This is a genomic window from Atlantibacter sp. MEI4A-1023 (genome assembly GCF_056155425.1).
The window spans coordinates 178,205-191,460 of the sequence record NZ_CM149568.1 but is presented as its reverse complement, the minus strand read 5'-3'; the positions used below and the strand labels follow the sequence as shown (position 1 = coordinate 191,460).

Below are 13,256 nucleotides of genomic sequence, written 5' to 3'. Positions count from 1 at the left end.
CTTTTTTTAGCAAATTCAGTCTGTATTCCTTATGAAATAATTAATTTTCCTTAAGGAAAGAATATTGGCAAGTGCCTGTATTTCCTGTTTTTGTATAAGTATTAATTAAAAAAAATCTTATCACCAAACAGAAAACATTAACTATAATCACCGGTAACTTTGTTAAGTAACAGTGTTCAACCTGTAAATAATCTGGACACATAAATTTCGCTTGATATAATTTTTGCGTTTTCACCTGTGAATATGGAGTTTCACAAATATCTCTGACCGGGTGGTCAATAAGCCTTTCGCATGATTTATCTTTTAAAATCTGGGGAAACTCAGCAATTCCCCGGCCTTGATATATACGTATTGCAATATGCAATGTGTAGCGTTGACTGTCTCGGGCAGGAATAAAAAATATAAGGGGTGTTATGCGTACCGCACAGCAATATAAAAAGATTGCCTTCAGGCAAGGTCTACGAGCGTCCTGCGCTCTGGGTTTGTGTTTATTTTTTCCAGTACTGGCAAACGCAGCGGATACAAACTACGACCAACTCATTATTCAGGCGCGTGAAGGTAATACGCGCGGGTTGCTCGATTATATGCGGATGCAGGAACAGCAAAATGAACTGAACGCCAACCAGGTCGCCGACTGGCTACAGGTGGCGGGCTGGTCCGGCAACGATGCGGAAGTGACCCGCATCTGGCAACGCTATCACACCAGCATGGATATTCCCGCCCGGGGTGTCGCTGCCGCTGCGCGCGCGTACCGTAACCAGAAGCAATGGAACACGTCGCTCAGCTTATGGGAACAGGCACGCCAACTGGAACCCAATAACGATGACCTGCATGTCGGCTGGGTGATGACGCTGGCGGACGCGAAGCAAAACTACCGCGCCCTGGAGGAAGCCGAAGCGATGCTGGTCGCGGACCCAAGCGCGAAGCACTACCAGCTGCTGGCTTATGTTTATCGCTCACAGGGCAAAAGCTGGGATACGCTGTTCGCCACCACGCGCGCCGAGGGGATTGAACCCACTAACGCCGAGCTGGAAAAATCGCTGCTCGGTACGCTGTCGGCCAACCGCATCTCTGGCCCGGCGCTCAATATGTCTCAGTCCACCAATATCTCTCCGCAATTTGAACGCACCCTGGAAGCCGACGCCGCCGCCGAGCTGGTTCGTATGTCTTTCACCTCCACACGCAGCGAGAAAGACCGTTTTATCGTGGCCGACAAAGCTCTCGCCCGTTACGACGTGTTGCTGAAAAAATGGAAAGACGACCCCGACGCCGCCGTGGAGTATCGCCGCGCCCGTGTTGACCGCCTCGGCGCGCTGTTAAACCGTAACCGCTACAGCGAAGTGGTGAGCGAGTATGAATCTCTGCTGGCCGACGGCAAACCGGTGCCGGATTACGCGCGCCGCTGGGCTGCATCGGCGTATCTGGCTGACCGTAAACCGCAGGAAGCGCAAAAACTGTTTTCCGAGCTGTTCGGGCCGACCAACGCCGTGAACCTGCCTACCGATGATGAGCAGGACCTGTTCTACGCCTACATGGAAAGCGAGAACTACGCGTTAGCCCAACAGGAAGTGGTGCAGATCCTCGAAAAAAGCCCGTACCAGCGGCACTTTTACGGGTCGCCTACGCCAGGGCCGAACGATAAGTGGTTGCTGGGGCGTACTCTGCTGGTGCAGTACGAGGTGATGACCAACGATCTGCCCGCAGCGGAAAAACTCAGCTATAACCTGGCGCGCAGCGCGCCGGGCAACCAGGGACTGGTCATCAACTATGCGTCGGTGCTTGACGCGCGCGGCTTGCCCCGTGCCGCCGAGCGGGAACTGAAAATCGCCGAAGCGCTGGAACCCTCCAACCTTGAGCTGGAACGCCAGCAGGCCTACGTCGCGCTGGATCTCCAGGAGTGGCAGCAAATGGATCTGCTGACCGATGACGTGGTTAACCGCAGCGCTGAAGACCCGGCGAGCCAACGGCTCGACCGCATTCGCGATATTCATCATAAATCGGAATTGCGCATCAGCGGTTCGCAGGGCATTGACTCCGACAGCCCGGTGAGCGGTAGCCACGACTTCACGCTCAACTCGGCAATTTATGGCCCGCCAATGGGCGATAACTGGCGGCTGTTCGCGGGCTTCAACTACGCCAACAGCGAGTTTGAAGAAGGCAAAGGCATCACGCGGGATGCGCTGGGCGGCATCGAATGGCGCGCCCGCGATTACTGGATTGAAGCCGAACTGTCGAACCGTAACTACAACGGCGGCAACAAATTAGGCGCGCGGCTCTCCGGCTGGCACGACCTCAACGATAACTGGCGCGTCGGCGGCTCCGCCGAACGGCTGTCGCAAAACACGCCGTTACGCGCGATGCGTAACGATGTGACGGCGGATGGCGGTACGGCGTATGTGCGCTGGTACCAGAACGAGCGCCGGGAATATCAGCTCAGCGTCGCGCCAAGCTGGTTCTCTGACGGCAACAACCGGTGGGAATTCGGCCTGAGCGGCAAAGAGCGGATGTTAACCCGTCCAACCTTCACGCTCGATTTCACCCCCAGCCTGTACGGCAGTACCAACAGTAAAGAGAACGTGCCCTATTACAACCCGAAACAGGACTTTTCCGTTACGCCCGCCATTCAGGCGGAACACATCATGTACCGCCGTTATGAAACGGTATGGAGCCAACAGTTTGCCGCAGGCGTGGGTGCCTACTGGCAGAAAAATTACGACACCGGTTTGATTACCCAGGTGGGATACGGTCAGCGGTTGCAGTTAAACAATACCTTCGACGCCGGCGTCATGTTGACCTGGGACAAACGTCCCTACGACGGGAAACGTGAGCAAAACCTTGGCGTCGCCTTTGATCTGAATGTACGGTTTTAAGGATTAATCATGCTGAAACAAGTGTTCCGTATCGCACTGTTGGTGGCGTCCTGGTTGCTGATCACCGCCTGCGGTAACGCACAAAAGCCCCGTTTCCTGCCGCCGGAGCAGCGTCCGCAGCTGGAAGCCAACCGCCCCTGGCCGCAAAACAGCTTTTTAGTACTCGGTTACCATGACGTGGAAGATAACGCTGCCGATCAGCGTTATCTGTCGGTGCGTACCAGCGCCCTGAACGATCAGATGGCCTGGTTGCGCGACCACGGCTATCACCCGGTTAGCGTTCAGCAAATTCTTGATGCCCATAACGGCGTCCGTCCGTTACCTGCCAAAGCCGTATTACTGACCTTCGATGACGGTTACCGCAGTTTCTATGACCGCGTCTGGCCGCTGTTGCAGGCCTATAAATTCCCTGCGCTGTGGGCCCCGGTGGGAAGCTGGGTCGACGCGCCGCCGAACCAAAAGGTGAATTTCGGCGGCTTAATGACAGCGCGCAATAAGTTCGCCACCTGGGATATGGTGCGGGAACTGAGTAAATCGCACCTGGTGGAAATCGGCTCCCATACCTGGAACTCGCACTACGGTAGCCAGGCCAACCCGCAGGGAAGCCAACTGCCCGCCGTTGCTAACCGGTTGTATGACAAAAATACCGGTAAATATGAAACCGACGAGCAGTTCACCCAACGTATCGAAAGCGACGTGGTGCGCATAACCGATAAAATCACCGAAGTCACCGGCAAAGCGCCACGCGCCTGGGTTTGGCCATACGGTGCCTCCAACGGCACTTCGCTGGCTATCGCCAAAAAACACGGTTACCAGATGGCGTTCACGTTGCAGGATGGCCTGGCGAACGCTAACGATCTCAGCAGTATTCCGCGCATACTGATTTCCGATAACCCGAATATCCGCGAATTCGCCAATACCCTGAATCAGGTGCAGGAAGTCTGGCCGAAGCGCGTAATGCACATCGATCTTGATTACGTGTACGACAAAAATCCGGCGCAGCAGAAACGCAATATCGATAAGCTGATCCAGCGCGTGTACGACATGAAAATCACCCATGTCTATTTGCAGGCCTTCGCCGACCCAACGGGCGATGGCACCGTGAGATCGGTGTACTTCAATAACAGCATCCTGCCGGTGCGTGAAGATCTGTTTAACTATATGTCGTGGCAGCTACAAACCCGAACTGGGGTCGTCGTGTATGCGTGGATGCCGGTGCTGGCAGTAGATTTAGAGAAGTCGATCCCTCGCGTTGAGGCCTGGAACCCGAAAACCAATCGGGTAGAAAGGGGCAAACAGCACTATCAGCGGATCTCGCCGTGGAGCCAGGAAGGCCGCCAGCAAATCACCCAGCTTTACCAGGATCTGGCGCGCTATGCCTCGTTCCGCGGCATCCTGTTCCATGACGACGCCATGCTGACGGATTTTGAAGACGCCAGCCCGGTGGCGATGAACGCGTACCACGCCGCCGGTTTTAACGGCACTATCAGCGATATTCGCAGCAATCCGGAGACGTTCCAGCGCTGGACGCGCTACAAGAGCCGCTACCTGATTGACTATACCCGCTCCCTGGCCCAGGCGGTGCGGGATATTCGCGGCCCGTATGTGAAAACCTCGCGCAACATCTATGCGATGCCGATCCTCGAACCGGAAAGCGAAGCCTGGTTCGCGCAAAACCTCAACGATTTCCTCTCGACTTACGACTGGACCGCGCCAATGGCGATGCCGCTTATGGAAGGCGTACCTTTGCAAGAGAGTAATGCCTGGCTGGATAAGCTGGTACGAACCGTAGCGAAAGACCCGAATGCCCTGAATAAGACGGTCTTCGAACTTCAAGCCAGGGACTGGAACAAGGATGACAATCACTCGGAAATCAGCGGTGCGCAGTTGGCCGAATGGATGAAGCAGCTCCAGATGAGCGGCGCCAGACATTTTGGTTACTACCCTGATGATTTCATTAATGATAAGCCTGAGATGTCCCAGGTCAGACCGGCATTCTCATCTTTCTGGTATCCGAAAAATGATTGATCGTTTAATAGCTTTTCTCGTTCTTTGCCTGGTATTCAGCATCCCGCTCGGCGTGGCGGTGATCTTTACCGGCGAAATGATGCTGAACTTCGTGTTCTTCTGGCCGCTGTTTATGTCCGCCATCTGGATAACCGGCGGGATTTACTTCTGGTTCTACCGCGAGCGCAAATGGCCGTGGGGCAAAGAGGTGCCTCCGCCCGTGCTGGAGGGCAATCCGCTGATTTCCATTCTGATCCCCTGTTACAACGAGGGGCTGAACGCGCGGGAAACGGTGCAAGCTGCCATGGCGCAGCGCTATGAAAACATTGAAGTGATCGCCATTAACGACGGCTCTTCCGATAACACCGCCGAGGTGCTCGATATGCTGGCTGCGGAGTATCCGCGCCTGCGCGTTATCCATCTGGCAGAAAACCAGGGGAAAGCGGTGGCACTGAAAACCGGGGCCGCTGCCGCGCGTAGCGATTTCCTGGTGTGTATCGACGGTGATGCCCTGCTGGACCGCGACACCGCCGCCTATCTGGTCGCGCCGCTGTTGCAGTTCCCGCGCGTCGGCGCGGTAACCGGTAACCCGCGCATCCGTACCCGCTCCACGCTGATTGGCCGCGTTCAGGTGGGAGAATTCTCCTCCATCATCGGGCTGATTAAACGTACCCAGCGCATTTACGGGCAGGTGTTTACCGTCTCTGGCGTGATCGCCGCGTTCCGCCGCAGCGCGCTGGCGGAGGTAGGCTACTGGAGCCCGGATATGATCACCGAAGACATTGATATCAGCTGGAAATTGCAGCTGCGCCACTGGTCGATATTCTTCGAACCGCGCGCGCTGTGCTGGATTTTGATGCCGGAGACGTTAAAGGGTCTGTGGAAACAGCGCCTGCGCTGGGCGCAGGGCGGCGCGGAAGTCTTCCTGGTGAATATGCGCCGCCTGGCCGCCTGGGAATATCGCCGCATGTGGCCGCTGTACTGGGAGTTTACGCTGTCCACCACCTGGGCCTTTGCCTACGCCATGAGCGTGGTGCTGTTTGTGCTGGGTTACCTTGTGCCGATGCCGGAGGATTTACAGATCCACAGCCTGTTCCCACCGGCGTTTACCGGCCTGATGCTGGGCGTGGTGTGTTTAGTGCAATTCCTGGTCAGCCTGTTGATTGAGCGCCGTTATGAAAAAGGCATCGCCGGCTCGCTGTTCTGGGTGATTTGGTTCCCGGTGGTGTACTGGATGCTGAGCCTGTTCACTACCCTCGTCGCCTTCCCGAAAGTCATGTTGAAACGCCAGCGCGCCCGCGCGCGTTGGGTGAGTCCTGACCGTGGTATTGGGAGAATATAACGATGGAACATCCATTAATTTTCACCGAACAGCGCAAGCTGCCGAAATTTATCGATCTTGTTATGACCGCGGGTGCCTGGCTGGGGTTCGCTTATCTGATTTATTTGGGGCTGGTCAAGGCGCTGTCAGAAAACGCGTTTATGGGGCCGCGCCCGTTTGAATCCACGCTGGTCACCCTGGCGCTCTATTTTCTCATTGCGCTGATTAACGGACTGGTGCTGATCCTGTGGGCCAAATATAACCAGCTGCGCTTTCGCGTGGAACGCCGCAAACGCCGCCCGGCGCTGGCGGCCAAAGAACTGGCGGTCAGCTTTCATATTACGCCGGAACTGGTCACCGAACTGAATAAAGCGCGGGTACTGACGGTTTACCACAACTCCACAGGCGGCATTTCTTATGTGGACATTAAGCAGGGTATTAACGATAACCTGCTGCCTGCTCCGCCGCTAAAGTTGCAAATGATGCCCCCGCCGCTGCGCCAGAGGACACCGGCGACGTTATAGGGGGACGGTAAAGAAGAACGCCAGCGATACGCTGGCGTTTTTGTCTGGAATCATGGCCGCAATAAAATGTATATCCCATTGACATATCCCATGAGCCTTTTATTCTTTTAGATTAAATGACGTACACATACCGGAGGCCATCATGGGAAAAACGACTGTATTCAAAAGCAACCGCAGTCAGGCGGTTCGCTTGCCAAAAGCCGTTTCGTTACCGGAAGACGTTAAGCATGTCGAGATTGTCGCAGTGGGCCGTACCCGTATCATCACGCCCGCAGGAGAACGGTGGGATAGCTGGTTCGATGGCGAAGGTGTCAGCGATGACTTTATGTCCGACAGGGAACAACCGGCAGCGCAAAGCAGAGAAGATTTTTAATGCTTAAGTATCTCCTTGATACCAATATTTGTATTTTTACAATGAAAAACAAACCACAGACTGTCCGTGATGCTTTCAATCGGCATGACGGGCAAATGTGCATCAGTTCAGTGACGTTGATGGAACTGATTGTGGGAGCGGAAAAATCACTACAGGTTGAGAGAAACCTACACGCAATTGAAGGTTTTACCGCTCGTCTGGTGGTACTGCCTTACGACGCCGGGGCGGCTAATCATACGGGCCAAATCAGAGCGGAATTAGAGCGAAGAGGCTCAACAATTGGCGCTTATGACTACATGATAGCAGGCCATGCTCGTTCTCAAGGATTGATTGTAGTGACGAATAATCGGCGCGAATTCGATCGTGTGCCAGGGTTAAGGATAGAAGACTGGTCAGTGCAATAATCTTTTATTTATTAAAAGATTAACTGACAGTAATGTACCATCAGTGGCGTACATTACTGCCAGAACGCGGCAAATTTCGAAAATGAATCGTGGTTAATGAACGCCCTTTCCGCCTTCACCGCCAATCATCACCAACCCGGCTTCAGTCTGCACAAAGCGCGGCGCTTTAAGATCCGTGACCAGCACCGAGACTAATTCAGATAACAACCCGGTAATCGACGCCTCCTGTTGCGCCGTCTGCTGATGTTGTAATAACAGCAGAGCGAGCGCCGCGCAGTACTCCCGCAGTGTTTCGGAATCCGTTGAGAATGGGCCGCGATAATCACCTGGCGTTGCCGCATCGATGGTTAGCCTGTCGATAAGATGCAGTGGCAATGTCGCGTCTAACGCGCTTCTTAACACTTCCAGCCCGGCGAGTAACCGCCCGCACAGCGCCATGCGCTCGGTGTGGTTGTCGCTTTCAATCAGCGCGTCGGCAAGGTGACGGCAGCGGTCGAGTAATTCGAATAAATCCAGGCTGTTACCCAGTGGCGCAGAAAGCAGAAGCGGGATCGCAGAGTCGGTATCTGACTCGGGGAGCGTGATTTCAGGACGAGCGAATGTGGTACTATTAGCGTTAGCCATAGCGTTACTCCGTATAACGATTGTGGTTATACGCCTCGGTAGTGGTTCCAAGCACTCCGGGGCGTTGTTTATGGTGGTTTCGCTATGTTAAAGTGGCCACCAATGAAAGCTAAACTATTCCGTAGGTGGCCTCTTGTCAATTATCAAAAGAGATAAAAAATCGACAATTGGGGGACAGGCCCCACAATTCAAAATGCGTATTGACCCGGCATTGCGTGAGCAACTCGACGCCGAGGCCGCAGTACAAGGCGTAAGTCTGGCGAACTGGTTCAAAAACCTGGCGCGTGAGGCGTTACGGCAGAAAGGAATTGAGCCGAAGGGGTAAGACAGTTATCAGATTTTTGCCTGGCAACGTTGTAGAGCAATGAGTTTTCACAGCTCCACCTCATCCACATTCGTCAGCCGATGGAGCCGATGCCGATAGCACTGCAATACCAACGCCACATCGCTTTCAGGCATAAACGACGCGCGATAAACCTTCTCAACCGTCACCGCCTCTTTCTGCATCTGCGCAAACAGACGTAACACCACGGCACGCGCCAGCCCCATCGCCTCGCCCAGCAGTAAAAAATCTTTGCCGAGATATTCGCCGTAGTGGGTTTTCATGCCCGGAGCCCGATCCCGTTCCCCTTCTTCGCAGCGCAGAAGCGGCAATGCTAAAAACCCGCTGTTAAACGCGGCCGGATAAGGCGCAACGCTGACAAAATCATAAACCGGAGCCAGTTCAGGAGCGCCCGCGACCGGCAGGATCAGCCCAAAGTTACGCAAGTGTATATCGTTGTTGCCCAGCAGGTAAGCGTAAGCAATGCGCCGGAACAGGTCGATTTTAAACGCCAGGTTGTCATTAACGTGAGCAAGCAGGAACTCGGCCAGTTGTTGATAACTCACATACTGCTTGCCGTCTTCGCGAATTTTGCCGTACTTTTCGCCCACGTTCATCGCAGCGTCCAGTTGCTCCTGATGCAATGCTTTTCCCTGGGCGTCCCGGTCGAAGCGGCGCACGATAAAGGCGTATTCATCTGCATCGCCAGGCTGGGTGTTAGCAAAACGTACCAACCCGTGCGGTGGCACGGCAAACCCCAGGCGCGACATTAACGTCATAGTGGCGTGTTCGTTTTCCGCCAGGAAAGGAAACTCCGCCGGAGAGGGCTTGAGAATATAGTCGCCCTGATGATCTACCACGTTAAATGCGCCGTTTTGCTGTACGAACTGTAATTTGGGCTGATAGCCGGAAATACTCATGCCCGCCTGCGTCCTGGGTAGCTCAGCAATAAATTCGCTGCGGGAGAAAGGTAATTGCGGGTCAGTTCTCCCATTGCCGGTGAGCTGTTTTAAACCACGCGAGGAATAACCCGTCGCCTCATCGCGTGGATGCAACAGCGTCAGAGAGATTCGACAGTTTGTCATTACGCCTCCTCAGCCCTGAGTTGCACCGCGCCAATCAGGTTTTTACCGTTATCAATAAGCATCCCGAGCAGATCTTTTTCATCCCGCTGTTGAAGCTGGCTATAGCGATTCCTGAGCCAGCCTTCCGGAGCCAGTGAGACAAAAAAAGGGTGCAGCGTGGCGCAGTGAAAGGTGCGCTGACTGACCGGCAGACTCAGTGACAGCGGCGGCCCCTGATAGTTATCGCGATAGGTAAAGCGAAAACCGCTTGCTTCCTGCACCAGTTCGCCAACCGGTTCGCCATACAGCAACACGGTTACACGGCGGTGCATAGTTTCACCCCCAGCGTTCGGGCGACGGCCAGAACGGTGCCGAATTTGACCTGTTCAGGATCTTTAAACAGCCGTTTGAGGGTTGAGACCGATACGCCCGTTTGCAGCTCAAGCATGGCCAGATCGATGCCCAGCTGTTTACGTCGGTCATTGAGTAAAGTACCAAGCTCAGCGGGAGTTTCAATTGCTTGCGCGCTACCCGACGGTGCAGCAGCATCATGATTTAGCAGGTTTTGACGAATTATGATTAAGCTCTTCGCTCAGCGCTTGCAGTTTCCAGGTGACAGAGGCAAGGGTGTTTTCGTTCATAAATGAGCCTTATGAGGACAATAAATAATTTACAGCTCAAATAAGGAACGTAAAAAAGTGTTCTGGTCACATAAAGTCTATTTTATTTCGAAAAACAATAAAAAGTTTATATATGACCCATTGAAGGTTTCTTATAAGCATATGCGCCTATAAAAAAACCGGAGCAATAGCCCCGGTTCGTTCACGCTCCGTTACCTTACGGCAGCGGTTTTTCCCCGTTCTCATCCTGGTCCACTGCGAAGCAGGCGACTAACTGCCCGCCATAAGACTTCAACTGCGGCTGCAATTGGGTGCAGGGGCCGAAGCGGCGGCGGCAGCGGGCGTTAAACGCGCAGCCCGGCGGCGGGTTGAGCGGGCTTGGCAGCTCGCCGGTGAGTTTGATGCGCTCGCGTCGGTCGTCCGGGTTCAGGCGCGGCGTGGCAGAAAGCAGCGCCTGGGTGTACGGATGACGCGGATTGTTAAAAATCTCATCCTTCGTGCCTTTCTCCACGCAGCGGCCCAGGTACATCACCATCACTTCATCGGCAATGTGCTCTACCACCGAGAGATCGTGGGAAATAAATACATAGGACAACCCCAAATCCTGCTGCAAATCCATCATCAGGTTCAGCACCTGGGCGCGTACCGACACGTCCAGCGCGGAAACCGGTTCGTCGGCGATCACCACGTCCGGATCGAGCATCAGCCCACGGGCGATAGCGATACGCTGGCGCTGCCCGCCGGAGAACATATGCGGATAGCGGTCGTAATGTTCGGTTTTCAGGCCGACTTTCGCCATCATTGCCAGCGCTTTCTCGCGGCGCGCGTCCTTGCTGAGATCGGTGTTGATCAGCAGCGGCTCTTCGAGGATCTGGCCCACTTTTTTACGCGGGTTGAGCGATCCATACGGGTTCTGGAACACGATCTGGATTTTCTGGCGGCGCAGCTTTTGCGCCTGCGGATCGTGCTTAAGCAGATCCTGGCCCTGATAATAGAGCTCGCCGCCGGAAGGCGTTTCGATCATGGTCAGCAGACGGCCCAGCGTGGATTTCCCACAACCGGATTCGCCCACCACCGCCAGGGTTTTGCCGCGCTCCAGGCTGAATGACACGCCGTCCAGCGCTTTTACCAGCCGCTCCGGGGCAAACATGCCTTTTTTCACCGGGTAGTGTTTCTTTAAATCTATAGCCTGCAACAACGGTTGCGTGGTGGCCTCAAGCGTACTCATAGTTAGGCCTCCCGGCATCATCGAGTGGGTAGTGGCATTTCGACTGACGACCGTTGTCGACGGTGTTCAAATCGGGTTCTACGCTACGGCATTTGTCGGTGGCGTAGGGGCAACGCGGGTTCAGCAGGCAGCCGTTCGGGCGGTCGTATTTACCCGGAACCACGCCCGGCAACGACGCCAGACGCGCTTTATCCTGGGCAAACTCCGGCAGCGCGCGCAGCAGCGCCTGGGTGTACGGATGGCGCGGCGCGCGGAAAATATCCCGCGAGTCGCCCGCTTCTACCACCTGTCCCGCGTACATCACGATGATTTTATGGGCCGCTTCCGCCACCAGCGCCAGGTCATGGGTGATCAGGATCAGCGCCATGTTCTCGCGCTGTTGCAGCTCCAGCAGCAGCTCGATGATCTGCGCCTGGATGGTCACATCCAGCGCCGTGGTCGGTTCATCGGCAATCAGCAGTTTTGGCCGGCAGGCAATCGCCATGGCGATCATCACGCGCTGGCTCATCCCGCCTGATAACTGGTGCGGATACACGTCCAGACGCGAGGCCGGATCGGGAATGCCCACCTGGTTAAGCAAATCAATCGCCCGCTGACGGCGGGTTTTTTTGTTGCCGCCCTGGTGCACCTTGATGGCTTCCATGATCTGGAAACCCACGGTGTAACAGGGGTTCAGGCTGGTCATGGGGTCCTGGAAAATCATCGCCACTTCTGAGCCCACCAGGTTACGGCGCTCTCTTTCTGAAATGCGTTTCAAATCCTGGCCGTTGAACTCCAGGTTATCCGCCATCACGCGGCCCGGATAATCAATCAGCCCCATAATCGCCAGCGAGCTTACCGATTTACCGGAACCGGATTCGCCGACGATACCCACCACCTGACCTTGCTCCACGCTGTAGCTGACACGGTCAACGGCACGGAACGGGGTGCCTTCGTCGCCGAAGTGCACCGATAATTTATCTACATTCAATAACGCCATCTCGTGCCTCTTTACTGCTTGAGTTTGGGATCGAGCGCATCACGCAGGCCGTCACCCATCAGGTTAAATGCCAGCACCGTCAGCAGGATAGCCAGACCCGGGAAGGTCACTACCCACCAGGCACTTTGTGCGAACTGCAACACGTCGGAGAGCATGGTGCCCCACTCCGGTGTTGGCGGTTGCGCACCCATGCCGAGGAAGCCAAGGGCGGCCATATCGAGAATGGCGTTAGAGAAGCCCAGCGATGCCTGAACAATCAGCGGCGCGAGGCAGTTAGGGAAAATGTTGATGAACATCTGGCGCATCGCACCTGCGCCCGCTACGCGGGAAGCGGTCACGTAATCGCGGTTCACTTCCACCAGCACCGCCGCGCGAGTTAAGCGCACGTAGTGCGGCAGCGCCACGAAGGTGAGCGCCAGCGCGGCGTTACCGATCGACGGGCCGAAAATCGCCACTAGCACCAGCGCCAACAGCAGGCTGGGCAGCGCCAGCATGATATCGACCACGCGCATGATGATGTTATCGACGATACCGCCGAAGTAACCGGCAATCAGGCCGAGCACGATGCCCATCACCAGCGACAGTACCACCACCAGGCAGCCCACCAACAGCGACAGGCGCGCGCCGTACATCAGGCGCGACAGCACATCGCGGCCCACGTCGTCCGTACCCAGCAGATGCGCCAGGCTGCCGCCATCCTGCCAGGCAGGCGGTGCCAGTAGCGCGTCGCGGAACTGGTCAGCCGGGTTATAGGGTGCGATAAAGTTGGCGAACACGGCGATAAAAAGCACCACCACCACGTACACCAGCCCCACTACCGCGCCTTTGTTGCGTTTAAAGTAGTGCCAGAACTCCTGCATCGGCGTCATTGGCACCGGTGCGGCCACCACCTTGTTTTCTGTCATTTGCGTCATGATGGC

Annotated in this window: 14 protein-coding genes; 7 read left to right on the top strand and 7 right to left on the bottom strand. The window is 55.4% G+C overall.

Annotated features, from left to right (window positions below):
- The first annotated feature begins 413 nt into the window (after nt 1-413).
- The 6 genes from pgaA to vapC all read left to right on the top strand — a co-directional run bounded on the left by pgaA (nt 414) and on the right by vapC (nt 7,499).
- On the top strand, nt 414-2,870 hold the full coding sequence (gene pgaA / locus ACVV26_RS00920) for a poly-beta-1,6 N-acetyl-D-glucosamine export porin PgaA (protein WP_474799591.1): 2,457 nt from the start codon (nt 414-416) through the stop codon (nt 2,868-2,870).
- A gap of 9 nt (nt 2,871-2,879) precedes the next feature.
- The gene (gene pgaB / locus ACVV26_RS00915; protein WP_474799590.1) at nt 2,880-4,898 is read left to right on the top strand and encodes a poly-beta-1,6-N-acetyl-D-glucosamine N-deacetylase PgaB; all 2,019 of its coding nucleotides are present in this window, start codon (nt 2,880-2,882) and stop codon (nt 4,896-4,898) included.
- Nucleotides 4,891-6,219 (top strand): poly-beta-1,6-N-acetyl-D-glucosamine synthase, encoded by a 1,329-nt coding sequence (pgaC, locus tag ACVV26_RS00910; protein WP_312983074.1) that lies wholly within the window; start codon nt 4,891-4,893, stop codon nt 6,217-6,219. Before pgaB ends, pgaC begins: the two co-directional genes overlap by 8 nt.
- Nucleotides 6,220-6,221: 2 nt before the next feature.
- The gene (gene pgaD, locus ACVV26_RS00905; protein ID WP_474799589.1) at nt 6,222-6,722 is read left to right on the top strand and encodes a poly-beta-1,6-N-acetyl-D-glucosamine biosynthesis protein PgaD; all 501 of its coding nucleotides are present in this window, start codon (nt 6,222-6,224) and stop codon (nt 6,720-6,722) included.
- Between the two features lie 142 nt (nt 6,723-6,864).
- A complete protein-coding gene (vapB, locus tag ACVV26_RS00900; RefSeq protein WP_312983077.1) occupies nt 6,865-7,095 on the top strand; it encodes a type II toxin-antitoxin system VapB family antitoxin in 231 nt (76 codons plus the stop codon).
- Complete coding sequence (gene vapC / locus ACVV26_RS00895; RefSeq protein WP_474799588.1) at nt 7,095-7,499, top strand: type II toxin-antitoxin system tRNA(fMet)-specific endonuclease VapC; 405 nt, start codon at nt 7,095-7,097, stop codon at nt 7,497-7,499. Before vapB ends, vapC begins: the two co-directional genes overlap by 1 nt.
- 93 nt (nt 7,500-7,592) lie before the next feature.
- Here vapC and ACVV26_RS00890 read toward each other — a convergent pair whose 3' ends face one another.
- On the bottom strand, nt 7,593-8,123 hold the full coding sequence (locus tag ACVV26_RS00890; protein WP_474799587.1) for a hypothetical protein: 531 nt from the start codon (nt 8,121-8,123) through the stop codon (nt 7,593-7,595).
- A gap of 133 nt (nt 8,124-8,256) precedes the next feature.
- On the opposite strand from ACVV26_RS00890, the gene ACVV26_RS00885 reads away from it, so the two are divergent.
- On the top strand, nt 8,257-8,448 hold the full coding sequence (locus ACVV26_RS00885) for a toxin-antitoxin system HicB family antitoxin (protein ID WP_474799586.1): 192 nt from the start codon (nt 8,257-8,259) through the stop codon (nt 8,446-8,448).
- Nucleotides 8,449-8,495: 47 nt separating this feature from the next.
- Here the strand turns inward: ACVV26_RS00885 and ACVV26_RS00880 are convergent, their stop codons facing one another.
- The 6 genes from ACVV26_RS00880 to dppC all read right to left on the bottom strand — a co-directional run bounded on the left by ACVV26_RS00880 (nt 8,496) and on the right by dppC (nt 13,250).
- On the bottom strand, nt 8,496-9,530 hold the full coding sequence (locus ACVV26_RS00880) for a type II toxin-antitoxin system HipA family toxin (RefSeq protein ID WP_474799585.1): 1,035 nt from the start codon (nt 9,528-9,530) through the stop codon (nt 8,496-8,498).
- Nucleotides 9,530-9,841 (bottom strand): HipA N-terminal domain-containing protein, encoded by a 312-nt coding sequence (locus ACVV26_RS00875; protein WP_474799584.1) that lies wholly within the window; start codon nt 9,839-9,841, stop codon nt 9,530-9,532. The genes ACVV26_RS00880 and ACVV26_RS00875 overlap by 1 nt, the downstream gene beginning before the upstream one ends.
- A complete protein-coding gene (locus ACVV26_RS00870) occupies nt 9,826-9,957 on the bottom strand; it encodes a helix-turn-helix domain-containing protein (RefSeq protein ID WP_474799583.1) in 132 nt (43 codons plus the stop codon). The genes ACVV26_RS00875 and ACVV26_RS00870 overlap by 16 nt, the downstream gene beginning before the upstream one ends.
- Before the next feature lie 389 nt (nt 9,958-10,346).
- Complete coding sequence (gene dppF / locus ACVV26_RS00865) at nt 10,347-11,357, bottom strand: dipeptide ABC transporter ATP-binding subunit DppF (protein WP_474799582.1); 1,011 nt, start codon at nt 11,355-11,357, stop codon at nt 10,347-10,349.
- Nucleotides 11,344-12,336, bottom strand: a complete 993-nt coding sequence (gene dppD / locus ACVV26_RS00860) for a dipeptide ABC transporter ATP-binding protein (protein WP_151602793.1) — start codon at nt 12,334-12,336, stop codon at nt 11,344-11,346. The genes dppF and dppD overlap by 14 nt, the downstream gene beginning before the upstream one ends.
- Before the next feature lie 11 nt (nt 12,337-12,347).
- Nucleotides 12,348-13,250, bottom strand: coding sequence for a dipeptide ABC transporter permease DppC (dppC, locus tag ACVV26_RS00855; protein ID WP_474799580.1), 903 nt, complete (start codon nt 13,248-13,250; stop codon nt 12,348-12,350).
- Nucleotides 13,251-13,256: the final 6 nt, after the last annotated feature.

Coding starts and splice junctions, on each gene's coding strand:
- dppF (WP_474799582.1), bottom strand. CDS start 11,357: ATGAGTACGCTTGAGGCCACCACGCAACCGTTGTTGCAGGCTATAGAT.
- dppD (WP_151602793.1), bottom strand. CDS start 12,336: ATGGCGTTATTGAATGTAGATAAATTATCGGTGCACTTCGGCGACGAA.
- pgaB (WP_474799590.1), top strand. CDS start 2,880: ATGCTGAAACAAGTGTTCCGTATCGCACTGTTGGTGGCGTCCTGGTTG.
- vapC (WP_474799588.1), top strand. CDS start 7,095: ATGCTTAAGTATCTCCTTGATACCAATATTTGTATTTTTACAATGAAA.
- ACVV26_RS00880 (WP_474799585.1), bottom strand. CDS start 9,530: ATGACAAACTGTCGAATCTCTCTGACGCTGTTGCATCCACGCGATGAG.
- dppC (WP_474799580.1), bottom strand. CDS start 13,250: ATGACGCAAATGACAGAAAACAAGGTGGTGGCCGCACCGGTGCCAATG.
- vapB (WP_312983077.1), top strand. CDS start 6,865: ATGGGAAAAACGACTGTATTCAAAAGCAACCGCAGTCAGGCGGTTCGC.
- pgaC (WP_312983074.1), top strand. CDS start 4,891: ATGATTGATCGTTTAATAGCTTTTCTCGTTCTTTGCCTGGTATTCAGC.
- pgaD (WP_474799589.1), top strand. CDS start 6,222: ATGGAACATCCATTAATTTTCACCGAACAGCGCAAGCTGCCGAAATTT.
- ACVV26_RS00870 (WP_474799583.1), bottom strand. CDS start 9,957: ATGCTTGAGCTGCAAACGGGCGTATCGGTCTCAACCCTCAAACGGCTG.
- ACVV26_RS00875 (WP_474799584.1), bottom strand. CDS start 9,841: ATGCACCGCCGTGTAACCGTGTTGCTGTATGGCGAACCGGTTGGCGAA.
- pgaA (WP_474799591.1), top strand. CDS start 414: ATGCGTACCGCACAGCAATATAAAAAGATTGCCTTCAGGCAAGGTCTA.
- ACVV26_RS00890 (WP_474799587.1), bottom strand. CDS start 8,123: ATGGCTAACGCTAATAGTACCACATTCGCTCGTCCTGAAATCACGCTC.